The organism is Prevotella melaninogenica (assembly GCF_018127925.1).
Classification (GTDB): domain Bacteria; phylum Bacteroidota; class Bacteroidia; order Bacteroidales; family Bacteroidaceae; genus Prevotella; species Prevotella melaninogenica_C.
Genome location: NZ_CP072347.1, coordinates 1,299,398 through 1,318,995 on the forward strand (window position 1 = coordinate 1,299,398; position 19,598 = coordinate 1,318,995).

Annotated in this window: 9 protein-coding genes and 1 CRISPR repeat array; of the genes, 6 read left to right on the forward strand and 3 right to left on the reverse strand. The window is 38.5% G+C overall.

The features are described from left to right. The first annotated feature begins 44 nt into the window (after window positions 1–44). Together J4861_RS04965 and J4861_RS04970 are read left to right on the forward strand one after the other, a co-directional pair. Window positions 45–662, forward strand: a complete 618-nt coding sequence (locus tag J4861_RS04965) for a hypothetical protein (protein WP_211816035.1) — start codon at window positions 45–47, stop codon at window positions 660–662. Between the two features lie 904 nt (window positions 663–1,566). After that, entirely contained in the window at window positions 1,567–2,985 is a 1,419-nt protein-coding gene (locus tag J4861_RS04970; RefSeq protein WP_211816036.1) for a PepSY-associated TM helix domain-containing protein, read from the forward strand. Between the two features lie 86 nt (window positions 2,986–3,071). Further along, window positions 3,072–6,806: direct repeats of the CRISPR family, unit length 47 nt; unit sequence GTTGTGAATTGCTTCAAAATGTGTATCTTTGCATTAGCACGTACAAC. 100 nt (window positions 6,807–6,906) lie between these two features. On the opposite strand, the gene cas2 is transcribed toward J4861_RS04970, so the two are convergent. From cas2 to cas9, 3 genes are read right to left on the reverse strand one after another with little or no spacing between them, the layout of a single operon-like run. After that, on the reverse strand, window positions 6,907–7,239 hold the full coding sequence (gene cas2 / locus J4861_RS04975) for a CRISPR-associated endonuclease Cas2 (RefSeq protein ID WP_009013305.1): 333 nt from the start codon (window positions 7,237–7,239) through the stop codon (window positions 6,907–6,909). Next, a complete protein-coding gene (cas1, locus tag J4861_RS04980; RefSeq protein ID WP_211816037.1) occupies window positions 7,239–8,165 on the reverse strand; it encodes a type II CRISPR-associated endonuclease Cas1 in 927 nt (308 codons plus the stop codon). Before cas1 ends, cas2 begins: the two co-directional genes overlap by 1 nt. Continuing rightward, entirely contained in the window at window positions 8,162–12,433 is a 4,272-nt protein-coding gene (cas9, locus tag J4861_RS04985; protein WP_211816039.1) for a type II CRISPR RNA-guided endonuclease Cas9, read from the reverse strand. Before cas9 ends, cas1 begins: the two co-directional genes overlap by 4 nt. A gap of 666 nt (window positions 12,434–13,099) precedes the next feature. Between cas9 and J4861_RS04990 the strand changes: the two genes are divergently transcribed. The 4 genes from J4861_RS04990 (at window position 13,100) to J4861_RS05005 (ending at window position 19,574) form a co-directional block, all read left to right on the forward strand. Beyond that, window positions 13,100–13,687 carry a DUF417 family protein gene (locus J4861_RS04990; RefSeq protein WP_036921230.1) on the forward strand — a complete coding sequence of 196 codons (588 nt, stop codon included), beginning with the start codon at window positions 13,100–13,102 and terminating at the stop codon, window positions 13,685–13,687. A 447-nt stretch (window positions 13,688–14,134) separates the two neighbouring features. Beyond that, on the forward strand, window positions 14,135–17,305 hold the full coding sequence (locus tag J4861_RS04995) for a ligand-binding sensor domain-containing protein (RefSeq protein WP_249110742.1): 3,171 nt from the start codon (window positions 14,135–14,137) through the stop codon (window positions 17,303–17,305). Between the two features lie 164 nt (window positions 17,306–17,469). Beyond that, the gene (locus tag J4861_RS05000; protein WP_211816041.1) at window positions 17,470–18,261 is read left to right on the forward strand and encodes an acid phosphatase; all 792 of its coding nucleotides are present in this window, start codon (window positions 17,470–17,472) and stop codon (window positions 18,259–18,261) included. 152 nt (window positions 18,262–18,413) lie between these two features. After that, window positions 18,414–19,574 (forward strand): OprO/OprP family phosphate-selective porin, encoded by a 1,161-nt coding sequence (locus J4861_RS05005; RefSeq protein ID WP_211816043.1) that lies wholly within the window; start codon window positions 18,414–18,416, stop codon window positions 19,572–19,574. The last annotated feature ends 24 nt before the right edge of the window (window positions 19,575–19,598 follow it).

The following is a 19,598-nucleotide window of genomic DNA, read 5'->3' on the forward strand; positions in this document are numbered from 1 at the left end:
TACGTATATTTGCAACATATTAATCCAAAAATGAATATATAACAATGAAGAAAAACTTTTTTTCTAACCACGCTTTATGTGCTGGTTTAGTATTAGGTGGACTGTTTACATTTTCCAGTTCATACGCTGCAAACAATGAAGTAAAGGATAATAACAACGTAGTAGCTGCTGAACCTACAACCAACTCTAAGATTGTTGGTACCTGGGAGCTTACAAATAAGGGTAGCTATGCCATTGTGCGCAATCCAAGAACACATAAGGAATATAAGGTAGGTTTCACGATTGACAGATATGACGACTATAAGTTCCTCCCTGTTGACTTCGCTACAGGTGAGCCTGTTAATCTTCGTACGCTTGTTGGTCATGATGATAACGACCTCGATGATGAGTTGCACCGTTTCGATTTCTACCATGATGGAACCATGAGTGTTATAGAAAGAGAAGACAACGGCAGATGGAAGCGTGATGATGATATCGGTGTTTATGGTTTCCGCCGTGATGGTTTCTTTATGAAGATAGACGGTAAGATGCGCAAGAACCTCCAAATTAGATTCTTGAACAGCAATGAGTTTGAGCTAACTCAGACCAAATTCAATGACAGCGACTTGAGAAGAGTAGTCGTTAAGAAGGTTATGAGATATGTTCGTGTTACAAGAAAGTAAGACATAACAAACCCAAACTTATAATATACACCCCAATTAATAGTAGCTTGAACTTATATAAAGCTCTGTTAATTGGGGTTTCTTTTTTTGTTCTTCAAGATAAGGAGTGATAAAGTAAACCCCTATTACATAATAAATCACACGAAGAAACAAAGCAGACGAAGTTAAAAGTAACACCCGAAAACACCCCTATAGGCAACATATTTTAGTCTAAAAGGCAAAGAAATATATTGACAAAAAGATTAAAGAAAAGGTAGGAAAATGGATTAAAAGTGACCTATTTTATCACCTTTGCAAGTTATTTGCTATCAAGTAGTTGCAAATTAAGATTTCAAAAGGTGCTTAATAAGGCTTTAAAAGGGCGTTAGTAAGAGGCTTAAAGAGCATCTTTTAGAAGCCTAAAGGGCGTTAATAGCAAGCCATTTTATGGTCTTTACAAAATCAGTTTATGAAAAAAATAGGACAAAGAGGAGTACTCGGAAACTTGAAATGGTTAGGTTTTCTTTTGCATTTAGAATCTTAACAAATATCACACAGAGAAAAGGAGATAACTGAGAATTGTCAAAACAAAGCGATAGAAGTTACCAAAGCAACGTCGATGCTTGAAACAACGGAGGTTGTTTGCGAGTTTTATGTACAAAGCATGAATTCCTTTAAGGTATCAAGAATCTGTACGCATCACCTCTGTCTCTCTTTAAGCCATCACCAACTCCATGATTTTGCGTTTAGATCCTTCCGCTCTATTTCTCCGTGTGACTTATTACGTAATAGCTTCACTTTACTACTCCAACTTCCGGAAGAACCAAAAATATAGCTCAAAAAGCCCCGAAATACAGTTTTTTTGTGTAAGTTTGTACAGCATTTTAAAACTGAGTTAAAAATAACATAACACAAACAACAAAATATGAAACGTAAGACATGGGTTAAAAACCATAAGTGGATTGGCATCATCATAACATTCTTCTTAGTAATGTTCTGCCTTTCAGGTATTGTCCTCAATCATCGTCAACTCTTTTCTGATATTAATGTAAGCCGTGGAATATTGCCTGGTCAGTATGAATTCAAACAATGGAACAACGGATTACTACGTGGAACATTACGCTACAAAGATAATAAAAACAAAGATAAAGTGTTCATATATGGCGCAGCGGGTGTCATTCAAACTGATACAACTGCTTCTCACTTCACCGAATATAACCAAGGTCTACCTGCTGGTGCTGACTATCGACAGATGCGAGGAATGGCTAAAACCCCACAAAATGACCTGTTTGCGGTTAGCGTCATAGACTTATATAAACTGGGGAAGAACGCATCTTGGCAAAAAATTGACCTACCTAAGCAAGAGGATGACGAACTATTGACAGACATCACCACCCATGGTGATACGCTCATCGTTCTTTCTCGCTCCCACCTCTACTATGCTACAGCCCCTTATAAGAAGTTTACTTGTCTGACACTACAAGCTGGTGAGGGCAATGAGGGGAAGGTATCACTGTTCCGTCAAATATGGTTATTGCATAGTGGTGCACTGTTTGGAACCGTAGGGAAACTCATTGTAGACGGAATTGGAGTCGTCTTAATTATCCTTTGTGTGACGGGTATATGGTATTGGGTTCGTCGCAAAACAGCATTAATGATCGTTTGGCATACGAAGATTGGGTATTACACATTCGCCTTAACGCTATTTATCGCAATAACGGGATGGGCTTTACGTCCCCCACTGATGATTCTCCTTGCCACAAACAATACGAAACCATTGCCTGGTACGACCTTAGACAATGATAATCCTTGGAATGATAAACTAAGAATGATTCGATATGATGAGCAAGCTCACGACTGGCTCATCTCGACTTCGGAAGGTTTCTACTCTCTTAAGAATCTCTCTTCCAAGCCAACACCTATCACCACAGCACCCCCAGTGAGTGTTATGGGTCAAAATGTTTGGCAACATGCAGACAACAAATCATGGATAGTAGGCTCCTTCGATGGTCTGTTCTACTGGGATCGTAAGAATAACGTCGTACTTTACTACAATGATGCTATGGTCTCTACTCCCCGCATACCGGGTACTGCACCAGACGAACAGACAATCTCTGGCTATAGTTCTGATTTCACAAACAAGGAATGTATAGCAACCTATTTCCAAGGTTCATCCTTCGCAAAACAGCCAGAAGAATTGAAAGATAAACCCATGTCGCTTTGGAGTCTTGCTTTAGAGGTACACACAGGTAGAATCTATGCCGGTGCATTAGGCTCCTTCCTCTTCATTTTCGTCATCGGCATCCTCATCATCTTCACCCTTGTGTCTGGTAAAAAGGCATAGGGATAGAATTTATCCGTGAACAAATGAGATGTGCTGCAGACTTTAGCACATACAACTCTGTTTAATATCTAAGCAAAGCTTTTCTATTTGCGAATTGCTTCAAAATGTGTATCTTTGCATTAGCACGTACAACCTACGGTATTGTTTTTCCCGCTCCGTATGGGTTGTGAATTGCTTCAAAATGTGTATCTTTGCATTAGCACGTACAACCGACTTTTCAATGACAAACCTATCCAAGTGGTTGTGAATTGCTTCAAAATGTGTATCTTTGCATTAGCACGTACAACAGAACTAATGATACCGAGATAAGCAGAACGGTTGTGAATTGCTTCAAAATGTGTATCTTTGCATTAGCACGTACAACTATAAAGGAGAATTAACAAGCGCATCACGAGTTGTGAATTGCTTCAAAATGTGTATCTTTGCATTAGCACGTACAACAGAGGGTTAGCATAATCAGAAGACCCGTACGTTGTGAATTGCTTCAAAATGTGTATCTTTGCATTAGCACGTACAACCCAGATTGCTCTAAAGTCAATCTAATCCATGTTGTGAATTGCTTCAAAATGTGTATCTTTGCATTAGCACGTACAACTGCTCTTCTATATTGAATGTACAATAATCGTTGTGAATTGCTTCAAAATGTGTATCTTTGCATTAGCACGTACAACAAGACCACCGCGAGAACCAAGAGCCTGTCCGTTGTGAATTGCTTCAAAATGTGTATCTTTGCATTAGCACGTACAACCTGCATATAGCGTGCAAAGTTTAGTAACCGTTGTGAATTGCTTCAAAATGTGTATCTTTGCATTAGCACGTACAACAGCTATTCTCTTAGAACGAGCATCTTCTTTGTTGTGAATTGCTTCAAAATGTGTATCTTTGCATTAGCACGTACAACCTTCGTGCTTCTGATTATCTTCGTAAGTAGTTGTGAATTGCTTCAAAATGTGTATCTTTGCATTAGCACGTACAACGAGTTTAACGCCTGCCCACTGATACCTAAGTTGTGAATTGCTTCAAAATGTGTATCTTTGCATTAGCACGTACAACACGTCCATCGTAGACATTGACCCGTTAACTGTTGTGAATTGCTTCAAAATGTGTATCTTTGCATTAGCACGTACAACTCCAAGTTTTAGCTTTATTTCTCGGCTCATGTTGTGAATTGCTTCAAAATGTGTATCTTTGCATTAGCACGTACAACAGCCTCAACCGGGGTTAAATCTTGTTCGTTGTTGTGAATTGCTTCAAAATGTGTATCTTTGCATTAGCACGTACAACAATAGTTCCCACAGAAGCAGACAAATACGCGTTGTGAATTGCTTCAAAATGTGTATCTTTGCATTAGCACGTACAACAATTTCTCCTGCGGCTAAAATAGGGTTATTGTTGTGAATTGCTTCAAAATGTGTATCTTTGCATTAGCACGTACAACTCGCATGTTAGAATTTGCAGTCAATTCACCGTTGTGAATTGCTTCAAAATGTGTATCTTTGCATTAGCACGTACAACCTGGACGCTTATGGGGGCAAAGCCCCCTATAGTTGTGAATTGCTTCAAAATGTGTATCTTTGCATTAGCACGTACAACAGGCGCATCATACTTTAACGAAAAGTTGTTGTTGTGAATTGCTTCAAAATGTGTATCTTTGCATTAGCACGTACAACTTACCGTTTTTAGCAGTAACAGTTGCATCAGTTGTGAATTGCTTCAAAATGTGTATCTTTGCATTAGCACGTACAACTTTTGCAAGATTTCTCCCGTAATCTCTTGGTTGTGAATTGCTTCAAAATGTGTATCTTTGCATTAGCACGTACAACTGCTATCGCTATGGGGGCAAAGCCCCCTATGTTGTGAATTGCTTCAAAATGTGTATCTTTGCATTAGCACGTACAACCGAGCATAACAACAGTAAGGCGCAAGGTGTGTTGTGAATTGCTTCAAAATGTGTATCTTTGCATTAGCACGTACAACAAGCAAACGACACCACCATTTTTATAAGTAGTTGTGAATTGCTTCAAAATGTGTATCTTTGCATTAGCACGTACAACAGAGAACGGAGCAGAGAGGGCAGCTACACTGTTGTGAATTGCTTCAAAATGTGTATCTTTGCATTAGCACGTACAACTACCACTTGAGATAATTCTGCATACGAAGGTTGTGAATTGCTTCAAAATGTGTATCTTTGCATTAGCACGTACAACATATATTCACGCCGCAGCTTCGTCGGTGTAGTTGTGAATTGCTTCAAAATGTGTATCTTTGCATTAGCACGTACAACAGACGTGAGAGTATCTGCAGTTGAGCAGAAGTTGTGAATTGCTTCAAAATGTGTATCTTTGCATTAGCACGTACAACTATTAGCAGAGACGAAGTCTGTATCATAAGGTTGTGAATTGCTTCAAAATGTGTATCTTTGCATTAGCACGTACAACAAAAAAGAAAATAGAATCCGCTCTGCAGAAGTTGTGAATTGCTTCAAAATGTGTATCTTTGCATTAGCACGTACAACTATACTCACGTCTCAGCTTAGTTGGAGTAGTTGTGAATTGCTTCAAAATGTGTATCTTTGCATTAGCACGTACAACGCTATCGCTATGGGGGCTTTCAGCCCCCTAGTTGTGAATTGCTTCAAAATGTGTATCTTTGCATTAGCACGTACAACAAGTCCTTTACCTGCAAGGTCACCAAGCTGGTTGTGAATTGCTTCAAAATGTGTATCTTTGCATTAGCACGTACAACAAGTAGTTTCACGCTGTTTAGAGCGGAAAGTTGTGAATTGCTTCAAAATGTGTATCTTTGCATTAGCACGTACAACATTATGACAAAATTCACCAAGGCAAACTGGGTTGTGAATTGCTTCAAAATGTGTATCTTTGCATTAGCACGTACAACAAATTCTTTAGGACTTACAGGAACAGTTAAGTTGTGAATTGCTTCAAAATGTGTATCTTTGCATTAGCACGTACAACCAAAGCGTGCATATGTTGACGCTTAGTATTGTTGTGAATTGCTTCAAAATGTGTATCTTTGCATTAGCACGTACAACACCAGCAATCAGAGAGAGAAGCAACAAAACGTTGTGAATTGCTTCAAAATGTGTATCTTTGCATTAGCACGTACAACTTGAAAATGTTCAGAGGGGTTACACTCCCAGTTGTGAATTGCTTCAAAATGTGTATCTTTGCATTAGCACGTACAACTATCATATGCACGTTGAGCAGCATCGTTGGGTTGTGAATTGCTTCAAAATGTGTATCTTTGCATTAGCACGTACAACTGCTGCTTCTCCTCAAACTCTTTGCGCTGCGTTGTGAATTGCTTCAAAATGTGTATCTTTGCATTAGCACGTACAACCACCAGTAGTTTCTTCAGCTGTTTTAATAGGTTGTGAATTGCTTCAAAATGTGTATCTTTGCATTAGCACGTACAACAAGCTATCACGAGTTGAGCGTTTACTCATGTTGTGAATTGCTTCAAAATGTGTATCTTTGCATTAGCACGTACAACATATACTCACGTCGTAACTTAGTAGGAGTGGTTGTGAATTGCTTCAAAATGTGTATCTTTGCATTAGCACGTACAACGAAGCTATCACGAGTTGAGCGCTTACTCATGTTGTGAATTGCTTCAAAATGTGTATCTTTGCATTAGCACGTACAACCGATTGACGAAACATAGCGTCAATAGTATCGTTGTGAATTGCTTCAAAATGTGTATCTTTGCATTAGCACGTACAACGGAGTTGAGCGGAAGTAACAAGACCATTTGGTTGTGAATTGCTTCAAAATGTGTATCTTTGCATTAGCACGTACAACTTAAAAGTTATATTTACCTGTATTACAGCAAGTAACAAGACTTTTGTACAAACAAAAAATGCAAAACAAAAGAGTCCTATCACAATGATGGGACTCTTTTTTAGAATAATTCTAGTTGCTGTCCTGGGGCATTAGGTTCTTGTGGCTGAGTTCCACGAAAAAGCTCTATCTCACCAAATTGTTTATCAGTAATGACCATAATACAGACATTACCAGAATTAGGCATAAACGATTTTACACGTTTCACATGAACATCTGCATTCTCTCTGCTTGCGCAATGACGAACATAGATTGACAATTGAAACATTGTAAAACCATCTTTCATCAAATCTTTTCGGAAGATAGTATAAGCACGCTTTTCCTTGTTTGTATTCGTTGGAAGATCAAAAAAGACCATCACCCACATAACCCTATATTCGCTAAGTCGTTGCATCAAAGAAAAGAAGGATAAGAAATTTCACGAGCTTCCCCATTATAGCACTTTGCAAGACTTGCAGCTGTTAAGCCTGCAGCAATCATCAATGGGCTACGCTTACCACCTATACTAACATCAAGAACTGGTATTGACAACATCTCCCGCTTTAATTCTACTGTCAAATCATCTGAAATTTCCATCTTTTTCATTGTCGAAATGACAAGGTCATCCACAAACGGACGATAAGGTTCCATAATATCATCTGCTAAACAATAAGCATTATAACGATTATGATGATGAATACCATAGACAGGTAATAGTCCACTCCCCACCAAAGCACGAGCAATCACAGCACGAAGTATTGCATATCCATAATTCAACAGATTATTAGGTGGAATACCATCCTTATCTCTTGTGAAACCATCAGAAAAGAGATTCTTCCAGTAATAGGCTGCAGCTTGCGCTTCGTGGTTATCAGCATCATCACTCCTGACTTTACGAGCAAGGACATGGAGCGGAACAAATGATTTAGAAGTATTCTTCTGTAAGCAATATGCTTGATTCTCTATCTTAGCTTTTACCGTTTGTTGCCACAGCTGTTTACGCAATGGAATTGCAGCTTCTATCTGATTACGAAAACGCTCCTGATGCAATGTATTACCAGAAAGAGGAAGTAACATTCCCGTAGGCATACATTTACTATCACAGGTAATTACTGCAGCAGAGTTGGCTACTAACTCTGCTAAAGCACCTTGTGTAATGGTTATCTGCTTATTATCCAATACCACCACACCAATATCTTCTATTGGAATCGTTCTAACAGTCTCTTGTTTTACGATATCAGGAAGTTCTGCTTTCTCCACTTCTGGAAGTCGGATAACCAACTGCCTATTACGAAGTGAGAGATAAGCAGGATTCCCAAAATATAAAGTTTTCTTTATCATCGGTGATTGAAGATTATCTTACCATTCTTAATAACAAAGTCACGATTCTCGCCCATAATAAGAAACTTTATTGTTTTAATACCACAACGAATGATATCAGGCAATTTCGTATAATCTTTAACAGATTCTCCCATAGCCTCTTTTACAACTAAATGATTTACCATCCTAACACGTAAGCCGTCATTTTCAAACCCATTTATCTTATATAATAATTTACTCAAGTTCACATTATCTAAATCGTACAATTCCTCAGGAGTATCCTTATAAAGCAATACCATATCGCCAGTGTGCAACTTATAATCAAGCATAAGTCGATTACCTTTCTTATCGGTGATAAACTCTGGAATATCCTCTATATCAGATTTACGATGACAAGAAATATCATACAAGCTATATATTTTAAACTCACGAATCTTACCATTTGTATAACAACACATTGCATACAAATCGCCGACTGCAGCATAGAAATAACGCTTATATTCTTTCTCGGATTTATAGGTTTGCTCTTTTATCTTCAAAGCATTTTTCTGCACAGTATTACATCTTATATGCCTTATTCTGTACAACTTTTTATCATCCTCACCATTCTTTCCTTTCTTTATCATATAGATTCCCTGTTCACAAGCATCCTTGAAAGATGTTTCTGCTGGGAATTGCCCTTTCATCAAAGCAAAAAGTTCCTTATCAACAATAGCTTTCTGAAGATCATCCCATGAAGCAAAGCCACTGTCTGCAGCAGATTTCTTATACTTTAATTCTCTACGTATTACAAATTTAATCGTAGGATTAATTTGAGGATGTCCCTCTTTCATCAGAACTTTTCCCTCCTTATCCCTTGCAAACTGTGTTATCGCACCATAATAACTTGCCTTATGGATTTCACCTCGCAAGGCATCACCAGTCTGCCATCGAGGACTATCCACTCCTCCAACTATATGTCCCTTCTTTCTCAACCGGCGACGAACTGGTGTAAGAGCTTGGTCCTTAATATGGTGGTTAATAATAATATTATCATTTATAAACGTACCAATTTCCGAAACATTATGTCCTATCCTACAAGCCTTAACTTCTTTATTAAGCTGATCTTTCAAGCCATCAAGTTCTTGTTTCAGTCCTGTCCTATCCTCACTACCAGAGAAAGATAACATCTTATTAATCTCTTCTATCTTAGCAAATAACTTCAGCATACGCTCTCTCTTTGCAGAAACTGGGATTATCGTCAGAGTTGTTGCGTCTATAGCATGATGAGAATGTAAGCTACGATCTTTCTTTTCGTCTACACTTTGTATACCAAGTATCTTTCTGAATTTAGCAGTTATGTCTCCTCGTTGCACATCTACATGTGGGAATATGCTCTTCAGATATAAAACTGCATGACGAGTTATAACTCGTGTATCGACAAGCTGACTGTTCTTAAATCCGTCTGTAACCTCAGTAACTGTGAAGCGTTCCAACTTCTTTTTCCAGTATTCCAGCTCCATTCCCCATAGATGCATTTCACGCATACATTGATCTTTACGGTCTTTATTCTGTGCCCTTCTTGCCTGCCCTTTCCAATATTCTACATTACGATTAAGACGCTCAACCCTATCTATCCAACGCTGTAGTTGAGATGTTATCGCAGGATACTCTTTACCATCTATAATAACAGCCTTATCATAATTCGGCATATCTGCAGGAATATGGTTTTTCTTTATGAAACGGTTGTAATGAGCGTCACACAAAGTCTGATTCATATCCGAACTGTCAAAACTGAGACTCTCTGGGATGGTATGCTCAATATCAAAAGCATTTGGATCAAAAAGATTTGATAGATTAATGGTACGCCCAGTATACATACACTGTCCTCCCTGCTCCAACCAAAATTTATACTTCTTTATATCCTTATTATAGGTCTTCGATTCCGTAAAGTAATCTACCTCACGTTGATCTATCACATACCGTGCCTTATCTATATCATCTGTACTTATAGTATCACGACGTTTCGGGTAAAACTCTTCAAGAATCTTCCTTATCTTTTCATTTTCGTCATGACGGATTCTATTGTAAGTATCCAATGCCCACTTTCTGTTAGCATCATTCAATTCACGTGCAGTCTCTACAACCACCCTTGTTTCATCTGGAGATATAAGCCCATCATCCAAGAGTTGATTTACTCTCTTTCTCAAAGTATTAAGCACTCTCAACACTGTAGGATTTTTTATTGCACCAATATCTGGATTACCCAGTCTTAAAGCAGAGCGATCCTTACCTGCAGAAACAGGACGATAAATAGCGATTTGTGACGGATGATATAACTTCTTCCATTGCTCTCCCTTAACCATTGGGAATCTCTTTACAAGATACTCTTCAAAGCACTCTCCTAATTTAGGAGATTCTACAAACTTACGCTCGTGATTTCTAAAGAAGTTCTGATACTTATCTCGGACTTTCTGTAAAATATCCGTCTGCTCGTCGGCATCCAACAAACTCCACTTCCTTGTACCTATATTACTCTCAATCTGTTTGATTATATCTTTTTCATCAGACTCATCTAATTGATAATCATAATTATGATCGGCAAAACGGTATTCTTCTGACGTTGATTTATACTTGGCTATGAGAGCATTAACAATATTATTAATCTGTTTTTCATGCCCAACCTGTGCTTCCACACGATGATAATCTTCAGTAACAGAAAGAATCTCCTCGTCAGCTATCTCTACAATCTCTGGAACCTTAGCAAGTAACACTGCATCAGAGTATTTCATTCCCAATATCAACATCTTATTGATATTACGGATAGCCTTCTGGCTCAACATAGCATAGCCTTGAGGTATTGCTGACCAGATACGGACAAGTTCTTCTGCTTTCTTCTTCTCCCACTTTAAATTATCTTGCGCAAAAGACAATACAGCTTCTGGTTCCTCCGCATCATAACAGAAGTGCCATATATCATTCGTGGAATAAGAAACAGTATGGAATGAAGCGTTATTCTTCCCATGCGCCTGTCTCTGTTTTTGCCCATCAACATGGAAAGACTCCCAATCCTCTCCCAAAAGTTTTCTGAATCGAGCTGTTATAGGACAACCAGCAACACTTGTACTGTCTTTATAATTAATAGTCTTGTCATTATAAGAGAAATGAACACCCAGACGCTTCTCAAGATACTTCCGAATATCCTCAAACTTAAATTCAGCTCTTACAAATGCTAAAAAGCAGTCATTATAAAGTTCGAACCGTAATTTCATAGGGAGTTGTTCTGCTTGTTCCTCTTCAGACATTCTGATCTTGATATTATTAATCAGTGTCCAAGCACGGAACTTCTCAAACAATGGATGCCCAATGGCACAACGTGGCTTTGTACGTTCAAGTGTACATTTACCCACATTGCCACGTTGCGAACGTAATGGACGTTTATAAAAGATTGTACCAATATTTTTCTTCTCACTAACAAGACGTTCATACAACTCTTTTTCTACTGACAAACCTTGCTGGAACTTAAAAATGGTTTCTATTTCTTGCTGAAATTGTGAACGTATTGCTCGATAATCATTATTGTTCCGTACTCTCACCCTTTCATCTTCTAACTGAGCAAAAGCAGCACCAACCGTCAAAAGGTTATTCTCCTTCATATAGGTAGATAGCCCCTTTGACAGTTTCTCTTCCGAAGCTTTCATTTCTCCAGCTACATCTGTAGATTCATCCGTAAGTGATTGCTTGCTATTAGTTTCCTGCTGTGACAGAGTCTCACCCTTACTGCTCTTAAACCCACGATGCTGAGCAATATGATACAAAGCACGACCCAATTTGTAACGTTCAATAGGCTGATCGAAATCAAACTGACGTGTAACAAGTTCTCGACGTAGTTGATATGGGCTGGAATAATCAGGTTTACCATCACCATCAAAATCCAAAAGTATCCACGCATTAAAATCCTTATCGTCTATAGGGTACTCTCTGAAGAGCCCTCTCTGTTTATCATAAGTGCTCCATCTCATTAAAGAATCAGGAGACATCGGACAATAACCGTACTTGATAAGTAAATCCAAGGTTGCCCACAACTTACGACGCCTTGCTTCATTCAACCCACGGCTTCTGCTATGCGCAGAACGCTGTGCTGCTAATGAATATTCACGTCCGTTACTTTCCTTATTAACGCTACTTCTGAAAATATCAGAAGAGAAAAACTCTAATTGCCCTTTCAAATCATCAGAGAGATCCAAATTTCTTACTGAAGAGCCAATAGAATTAGTACCAAGGTCTAAGCCTAAAACTTTTTGTGTCATATTTTTATGGTTTTGCTTGTATATTCAAAAAATAGTTGTAAATTTGCAACCAGATACACAGTGAATACTTTTCACAACAAGGCTATAAGCCGAAGATTTTTCTTGCACCCTGCGGACAACCGTAGGGGCTTTTTTATATTCTACTACAAGTTTACTACTCAGACTTCTTTAGGTTCTTAATTACAGCATTACTTAGTTTATTCTATAAATGCAAACTTATATAATTTTTCTCAAATTTCCAAATTAATGGATATTTTTATTAAATTTAGAAAATAACCAAAACATTCCATAGCTCCAAATACAATTCCATATCAAGTAAGCACCTATACACATTAATACAAAAACATATAATTAATTTAAGCCATAAGTTATACATAATTTGTTCTTTTTACTGTTTTGTTATATACCACAAACATGGTATTTCTCAAGTAATTAGGGCGTAAAAGGCATGATAAATAGGTCTTTTGAAGCATTATTTGAAATAAATACAAAATAATTCTTTGCGGTTTGAAGATAAATATATATCTTTGCCGACAAATCCAAATAATAGGGATAAAAATAGATTAAAGAAATAGGATAAGACTAAACTTAATCTATAAATTGAGGGATAATTCCACAAGCACAAAGTATAAATTCAAGACATAAAATTCAATAAAAAAACAGATTATGAATAAAGTAAAATTATTATTAGATTTCGTTCTTAATACCGCAGCATCGCTGAAGGGTACAGGTATTCATTTGATACGTATAGCTATCTTTATCATCTTCGTATGGATTGGTGGTCTGAAGTTCTGGAACTATGAGGCAGAGGGTATTGTACCTTTCGTTGCTAACAGTCCGTTTATGAGCTTCTTCTATACAAAGCAAGCACCTGAATATAAGGACTACAAACTCAAAGAGGGTGAGTTTGATAAGGTTAAGCATGAGTGGCATGAGGCAAACAATACTTATACATTCTCACACGGCTTGGGTATTGCAATCATGTCATTTGGTATCTTGACATTATTGGGTATATGGTTCCCAAAGGTTGGTTTTGTAGGCTCTGGATTGGTCATTATCATGACATTCGGAACACTATCCTTCCTTGTCACGACACCTGAAGTTTGGGTTCCAGACTTAGGTAGTGGTGAACATGGATTCCCGCTACTAACTGGTGCAGGTCGACTTGTCATCAAGGACGTATGTATTTTAGCAGGTGCCGTAGTTGTATTAGCAGACTGTGCACAGCGAATCTTGAAGAATAATAAGAGGTAAACGATTATAAGAAAAGGGGATGCTCAGTACATTCCCTTTTCTTTTTTATGTATATAAAGAGTAACACAGCCTTTAATCATCTGGAAGATACACATTCATTATAGTGCTTTAATCCAAATCAATCGTTGATATTACAAGGCAATTCAGCCTCAACACCATTGGTGTTTACCCTTAGCACATTATGTGCGGACCGTCAACACGACATGTGCGGAGCATCAATACGTTGGTGAGAGATGGTAAGAGAAGGAGGCATTATGCTCATTATAAGACACGAAAAGGCGTTAATAAAAAGCTCTTTCGAAAGCACGAAAGATTATTAAGCAAGCATACTCTATGATAAAACACACTGAGAAACACATCGGAAGCATAACTTTTCCACAAAGTAAATAAGATATTCTGTTACAATATCAGAGTATTTCGTTATCTTTGCAGACAAAGTAGAATCTAATGACTACAAGATATAACTTAGGGATAAAGAAGCATTTTCTTAGTAGCTGCCTTTGCTTGATATTATTATTTATCATCACAAGCTGCAAGGAAACAACTACTTCACGGTCGTTATCAGAGCAGGAATTTCACTATGATGACCGCTTGTCAACACTGGCTATAGATAAAAAAGGATACTGGATTGGCGGTGAGACGGGTGTTATATGGCATGTTGACGGACAAAACAGAAAGCGTTTTTACACAGGACTTGACCGCATCTATGACATTGAACGCGCCCCCAACCAGACTAATCAGATATGGATAGCATCACGTAATGCCGGTTTACAGTTATGGAACATAGCTGCCGACACGCTTGTCCACAAGGCGACCTTTGAGATTCCAAGCAAAGGTAACCGATACTCTCCATATAATATTGATATAGCAGACGGTACACTCTTTGTTGCCACCTCTCAAGGACTTTTCTCTATGCCGCTTAATCAACAGCAGCAAGGACTAAAACCCCTTTACCCTATTCATAAAGAAAAAACAGGTCAGTATTATGAACCTTTCTTAGTAAATAATCTCTGTCATGTCGGAAATAAGTGGCTTTTTGCAGCAACACAAGCTGGTGTTATAAGCATAAACCTCCAAAGGAAGAAGACAGAACTGCGTCATAAAGGGGAGAATATACGTAGTGTTGCTATTTATGATGGCAAACTTTATATCCTATCTGATAATCAGCTGACTATTGAAGGCTTTAATGGAGCTGATAGTAAGACCTTTTCGCTTCCTCAATCGGTTTTGTCCTTTTATAAAGCAAGTTCAACTTACTATTTTATCACTTCGTCCAGCATTCTTTTATCAGACAATTTAAAGCGTTTTGTTACTATTCCATTACGTAACAATATTCCAGACAATCCGCATCAGATATCCATTGCAGACGATGGCAATGGCTTTTCTGTGCTACTGACAAAGAATGCAGTATGGCGTATTCCACACCATCTTGGCTTCTTTAACGCTAATCCTCCGGTCGTCACTGCATGTCTTTCCGACAAATCTCTTATCTATGTTAATAATCAACATGAGCTATTCTGCCAGAAAGCAGGTGAACAGATAGCAAAGAAGATATACGACTTTGACAATGATGAGTTGCCAAAGGAGATGTATGCCAATGGTGAGGACATTTATTACTATAATTCTAATAATCAGCTATTCAGACTGAATCTTGGTAATCATTACCTGATTAATCAGCTCTTTAAGCGTCCACAACTGTTGGCGCAAACCAAGACACGTATCACCTCTATGGCATTTCTGCCAAAACAAAGTAAGATACTCCTTGGTGTGCAAGACTATCTATTATCCATTGATACCCAAAACGGTAAGACAGATACGATAAAGGCAATGGATAACAGATATATAACAGCTTTTCATCAAGTGAAAAACGGTGAAGGGATATATATTGCCACACTCAACCATGGTGTATTCTTTGGAAAGCATGAACAGATAAAACAAGTTGCAGGAACACAAGATAAAGTATTTATCAGTAGTCTACTGACATACGGTGAACAGAATCCTCATCTCCTATTGCTCACCAATCATTATCTACAGATTCAAGGTTCTGACTCTATTCAGACGGATGGAAGCTGTAGAATGTTCTGTATCAATGACAGTGTTGTCTATACGATACCAGAGACTGGCATCCATAAATATATCATTAAAAAGGGACGACTGATTGATTGTGGTAGTTACTTTGCAGACATCCACTTCAATGCTCAGGCAGGTGTTATCCTTGACAATACCTTATATATAGGCTCCGACCTCGGTGTTTTGCAGTTAATTCCAGGGAAGGAAGAGGTAGCCAAATGGGTAACCTTCGATAATAAAGTACCGAGTTTACAACTTATTGGTATCATTCTCTTTACCCTGATCTGCATTCTTGGTATTATCTTCATTAGCTATCGTAGGCATCAGATATTGACTTATCGCCAACTTCAGATGAGTAAAGACGACCTGCACCAACGGCTGGAAGCTTTAGAATCCTTAAAAGACAAGCTGACAGAGGCAGAACGCAATACGCTCGATAGTATTAATAATGAGATTGATAGCATTAATATCAGTTCACAAAGTCTGCGTAATAACAACGAACAGTTTGCAAAACTATCAGCACGAATAGCCCGACTAAACCGTGACACAGCTCTTCAGATGGTGAAATATCTGAATGAGCAAATAACTCGAATCCAGCAATTTGAGGTCTATGAACGTGACTCTATGGTGCATGAATCAGAAGAAGCACGCAATACAGACAATATTGAGGTTATCATTGAGCAATGCCGAAGGAATGAAGTATGGCTCAATCATATCCAAGAACTTAAAGAACGACTCAATAAATTCCATCGTTCTACTCAAGACACACTCGTGCTAAAAGGACTGAATGATGGTATGAAAGAGCGTCTTCATCATATTCTTAATGAATCAAAACAACATCCTGTGGCAGAAGTTTATTCTGATTTCATTGCTGTTAAGCATCAATACGAGAACATTTTCACGCAGGATGGCTTGAAGATCATTCGTAACTATATATCTGATAGTATCAAACAACTAAAAGAGTTTGAAGGCTATGAGATAATGACTAAGGCACTGTCGGACGAATTGCAATCGATAGAAAACGACATTGACAACCGCGACCGCATAGTACTCCTTCGCTTGTTACAGACGATTGATAATCGTATCAACCAAATAAAACATCTGAAGACACTACAAAAACTGATGCAAGATTATACTGCTGTACACGAGAATGTTGTGCAAGAGAATGAGGAAAGACGCATGAAAAAGTTTAACTCAAAACTCTTTGCTGACATCGACTCTGCTACACGTGACATCACTGACCAAATAGCAGAGGTGTCAGACGAGTTCTTCAAGAGTTTTGCCATGACAGATAAAGAAGTCTGCAAAGAGATATTCCACTTTACTGCAGCCAACAGTCAGCAGGTACGAGTCTTGATTTTGCTCCTTGCAATGCCACGAGTAAAGCGCACACTCTTACCAGGAATGTTAGGTATCTATGGCAACTTAAATCCTGTTGTCAGTCGTCTTTATCATAGTAAGATTGGTGATAATAAGGTAATTCTCACAGCCTATTACAACGAGAATCCAGCCAGTATCGTCTATTATATTTTAAAATTATCAGAATAAGAGTAATAACTGATAATCAATATATTAACAATAGTTGCATTCGTTTATTTTATCTAAAAAACGAGATGCAACTATTTTGTTTATAACATTTCTTCTACCTTTGTAGAAATATATTACTATTGTATTTTAATTAAACCATTTTATAAATTTAAAACTCTACCAAAATGACAAAGAAGACCTTAGTTGTTGGTTTGCTGGCAATGTTCTCAGTAACCACTTTCGCACAGACAGCGGCAAAGAAGATTAAAGACGTCCGTACACAACCAGACCTCTATTATCTTCAGGATGGACAGCAAGCAAGTTCACTTGAACTTCTTCCAGCACCTCCACAGCCAGGTAGTATTCAGTTCCTTTATGACGAAGCGCAGTACCAATGGGGTAAGATGCAGCGCAATACTCCTCGTGGTGATCAGGCAGCAGCTGATGCACGTGTAGGTGGTGACGGTGTTCCAAACGCTTTCTCAGAGGCTTTCGGTATTAAAATCAGCAAGGGGACAACTCCAGAGATTTATAAACTTGTTTTGAATATGCGTGAAGATGCAGGTGACTTGGCTACACGTAGCGCTAAGGATCACTACATGCGTGTTCGCCCATTTGCTTTCTATAATGAGATGACTTGTAACCCAGAGCAGCAGCAAGAGCTGTCTACTAATGGTTCTTATCCATCAGGTCACACTGCTATCGGTTGGGCTACCGCTCTTGTTCTGTCAGAGATTAACATTGATCGTCAGAATGAAATCCTTGAGCGTGGCTATCAAATGGGGCAGAGTCGTGTCATCTGTGGTTACCACTGGCAGAGCGATGTAGATGCCGCTCGTGTCATTAGTGCAGCGGTTGTAGCACGTCTCCATGCAGAACCAGCTTTCCAAGAGCAGTTGGAAAAGGCAAAGAAAGAGTTTGCTAAGCTGAAGAAGGAAGGCAAGATTGCTAAGAGTACATTTAAGACAGCTGACTAAGTCTTACGATATATAAGGTGTCATAGGAGTTAAGCCAGTAGGTTTACATTAACATTTTAGTTGATAGCTTAACTCCTCTTTGACTCTTTCTTATAGCTCTAACTCTTAGTTAAAAACCTAATTTATAAAAGATTGATAATAAAAATACCTTTATGAAAAGAATTATCCTTATTGCTACCTGTGCATTAATGACTTGTGCAAGTACCTTTGCTCAGGAAGAAGCAGAACCAAAGTTGGTAGTAAAACCAACAGGTCGTATCCTTATGGATGCAGGTGTTATGCACTCAACAGATGAGAAACTTGATAACCAGCTCAATGATGGTGTTGCTATTCCAGACGTACGTATGGGCGTAAGTGCCACATATGGTAAGTGGAAAGCAAAGGTTGACGTTGGTTATGCACGTCAAAGTCTTTCACTTAAAGACATTAGTCTCGATTATAATTTCAACAAAGAGAACTTGATTCGTATGGGTTACTTCGTACACCAGTTTGGTTTACAGAGTGGTACATCATCAAGTTTCAAGATTTCAATGGAAGAGCCATTGGCTAACCAGGCATTCTTCAACAGCCGTCTGATTGGTGCGATGTATGTTCATGCTGGCGAGAAGTTCCATGCTACTGCATCAGTATTTGCTGAGAATGACGCGATGAAGATGACAACCGACAAGCTCGGCAACGAGGCATGGGGTGCAATGACACGATTGGTATGGCGCCCATTAACTGAGCGTGGTAAGATTTTCCACATCGGTATCAGTGGTGCATATGAGTCTCCACGTTACAACAAGGATGCAACCATCAGCCATAAGTCTTACACGTTGAAGGCTCCATTCCCAACACGTATAGCAAATGTTGCTGCACAGGAGGCTAAAATCTCAGACGCTAAAGCACTGTGGAAGTTCTCTCCAGAAATGAACTTTGCTATTGGCAACTTCGGTTTCGAGGCACAATACTTCTACGTAGGCATCAAGCGCGACAACGCTATGCCAAACTATAACGCATGGGGTGCATATAGCAATGTACGCTACCTCCTCAATGGTCAGGGCTATACTTATACCAAGGCTGATGCGGGTATTGCTACTCCTGATCCAGGTTCTTTGGAGCTTGTTGCAGCTTACAACTACTCTACCTTGACTGATAAGGATGCTAATATCTTTGGTGGTAAGGTAAATGATTGGTCATTGACCTTCAACTACTACCTTAATAAGTATATGATTTGGCGTGTTCGTGGTTCTATCACTCGCGCAACAGATAACGCAGCATTCAACAATAACACATTCTCTATTCTTGAGACACGTTTGCAGATTAAATTCTAACATTAATTCAGAATTCATAATCCA